This window comes from Geminicoccus flavidas (genome assembly GCF_009806515.1).
In the GTDB taxonomy this organism is placed as follows: Bacteria; Pseudomonadota; Alphaproteobacteria; order Geminicoccales; family Geminicoccaceae; genus Geminicoccus; species Geminicoccus flavidus.
Window position 1 is genome coordinate 1 of the sequence record NZ_WUJP01000735.1, and the last position, 2,501, is coordinate 2,501.

General features: G+C 70.5%; 3 protein-coding genes. All 3 read right to left on the reverse strand.

Going from position 1 to position 2,501, the window contains the following annotated elements; translation table 11 throughout:
- Window positions 1-607, reverse strand: a 607-nt coding sequence (locus EQG76_RS21115) for a TRAP transporter substrate-binding protein (RefSeq protein ID WP_407925557.1), incomplete at its 3' end; no start/stop codon positions are given.
- Window positions 608-665: 58 nt separating this feature from the next.
- Window positions 666-1,889 carry an MFS transporter gene (locus tag EQG76_RS21120; protein WP_159716305.1) on the reverse strand — a complete coding sequence of 408 codons (1,224 nt, stop codon included), beginning with the start codon at window positions 1,887-1,889 and terminating at the stop codon, window positions 666-668.
- Window positions 1,890-2,078: 189 nt separating this feature from the next.
- Window positions 2,079-2,501, reverse strand: a 423-nt coding sequence (locus EQG76_RS21125) for a YcbK family protein (protein ID WP_159716306.1), incomplete at its 5' end; no start/stop codon positions are given.

The window sequence follows — 2,501 nt, forward strand, 5'->3', positions numbered from 1 at the left end:
CGCCCGGCGAGATCTGCTGCGGCACGGCACCCAGGCGCTGCCAGATCTCCCCGGCCATGCCGGGAATGCGGAACTTCAGGCCCTTCAGGTCCTCGACCGTCTTCAGCTCCTTGCGGAACCAGCCGCCCATCTGGCAGCCCGAGTTGCCGCCGGGCAGGGCATAGGCATTGTACTTCTCGAGGAACTGGTTGAGCAGTTCCCCGCCGCCGCCCTGGTACATCCAGGCATTCTGCATCCTGGTGTTCAGGCCGAAGGGGAGGCCGGTGAACAGGGTGAAGGTCGGGTCCTTGCCAGAATAGAAATAGGTGGGGCCGTGGCCCATCTCGACCGTGCCGTTCTGCACCGCGTCCAGCACCTGCAGGCCCGGCACGATCTCGCCGGCGGCGAACACGTCGATACGGAACCGGCCCTCGCTGAGTTCGCCCACCACCCGGGCGAACTCCAGAGCCGTGCCGTAGATCGTGTCCAACGATTTCGGGAAGTTGGACACGAGGCGCCAATGCAGTTCCGGCAATTCCTGCCCCTGCGCCGGCCTGGGCGGGGCCAGTAGCCCCATGCCCACCGCCGTGCCCGCCATGCCCGATACGAGGCCGCGCCGCCCGATCATCCGCCCTCATCCCATGGTTGGCCGCGGGGGCGGAGCCTACACGGCCAAAGGCGGCACGTCAGCGGGAGCGCGGATCGATCTGACCGATCGAGGGGGAGGTGGCGGGCAGATTGACGAAGCCCGGTCGGTGCCCGGGCGGCACCGCCGAGCGGCGGGTCATGCGGAACAGCACGAAGGCGGCGACTGCGCCGGTCACCGTGCCGCAGAACAGGAACAGGCCCGCCGGCCCGACCAGCTCCATCAGCCGCGCCGCCACGACTGGGCCAATCGCGGCACCGATCGCCCAGATGAACAGCATGCCCGAGGCCAGCCGGGTCATCCCGCCGGCGGCCGCGACATGGTCGGCGGCATGGGCGGCACAGATCCCGTAGAAGCTGAGCGCCACCCCGCCGAACAGGACGAACACCACGAGCAGCGCCACCCGGCCCGCGGGCGGCGCCAGCCCCAGCAGGGCCGAGACCGCGGCCACGCCGGCCAGGCAGCCGACGATCACCCAGCGCCGGTCGATCCGGTCAGACAGGCGGCCGAGCGGCCACTGCACCACGAGCGAGCCCAGCTGCATCGCCGAGAGCAGCACCACCGGCAGGCTCACCCCGATGCCGATCGTGTCGCCCCAGACCGGCAGGAGGGCCGGCACCGCGCCGTTGATCAGCCCGGCACCCATCACCCCCACCACCGCCGCCGGTGCGGTCTGCCAGAGTTCACGCAGGCGGAAGCCGAACTCGGTCGGCATCGGCGGCTCGCGGGTGCGGGTCAGGGTGATCGGGATGAGCGCCGCGATGAAGCCGGCCACCGCGAGCGCGATCCAGAAGCCTGCCTCCGGATCGCCGAAGGCGAACCAGGTCTGGGCCAGGATCACTCCGGCCTTGATCGCCACCAGGTAGAAGGCGATCACGCCGCCGCGCGAATCCCTGGGCGTGGCGGCGGCGAGCCATGCTTCCACCACCACGAACAGCGCGGCCAGCACGCAGCCCATCAGGAAGCGCAGGAGGATCCACAACCATGGGGCGGCGGTGGCGTCGAACGCCATGGACACCAGGGCGCAGCCGGCGGCCAGTGCCGCGAACGCACGGATATGGCCCACGCGCCGCACCAGGCGCGGTCCGATCGCACAGCCGAACAGGAAGCCGGCGCCATAGGCGGTGCCGATCAGGCCGACCATCACCGGCGAGGCCTGCGCCAGGGTCAGCCGCACCGGAAGCAGGATCGCGAACAGCGCGTTCGCGAACTGCAGGAGCGTCGCCCCGCAGACGACCGCGACCACCGCGGCATAAGGACCCATCAGCGACTTCCCGCGATCCCCAGGATGCAGCCGGCCGGCTGAGGTGGCTACGGCCCTGAGCATGCCGCAAGGCAGCGGCGGTGGCGACCGCCGGGCGGCGAGCTGCCGCCATTCATGCGCCGCGTGTGGTCTCGGCGACGCCGAAAAGGATCCCGGGCGGCGGAATGGTGCGGGCCTCGGCCTGCCGGCTCAGACGCCCCGCCAGCTCCGCGGCGCCCCGGTGTCGACATGGACGAAGCCGCTGGTCGGATAGAAGCCCACGCCGCCGCGATTGAGGGCAAGGGCGGCGTTGCGGATCTGCTTGGTGCTGCGGCCGGCGATCCGCAGGTCGATCGCCTGGCCCTTCATGTGGAAGCTGTTGGTCGCGGCCCCGCGCCGGCGGCGACGCAGCATCGCATTGGTCGCAGGAGTGCGGTAGCCGGACAGGACGCTGATCCGCTCCTCCACCTCCAGCTTCTGCTGCAGGTCCCAGAGCAGGTCGAGCAGGTCCGGGTCGATATGCTTGACCTCGTTGTTCCGCCAGTCGCGCAGCAGATGGTCGATGCGCAGCAGGTTCTCTGGGATCAGCCGGCCGTCCGCCTTGTACACCACCTTCAGCGACTCGCCCGTGGT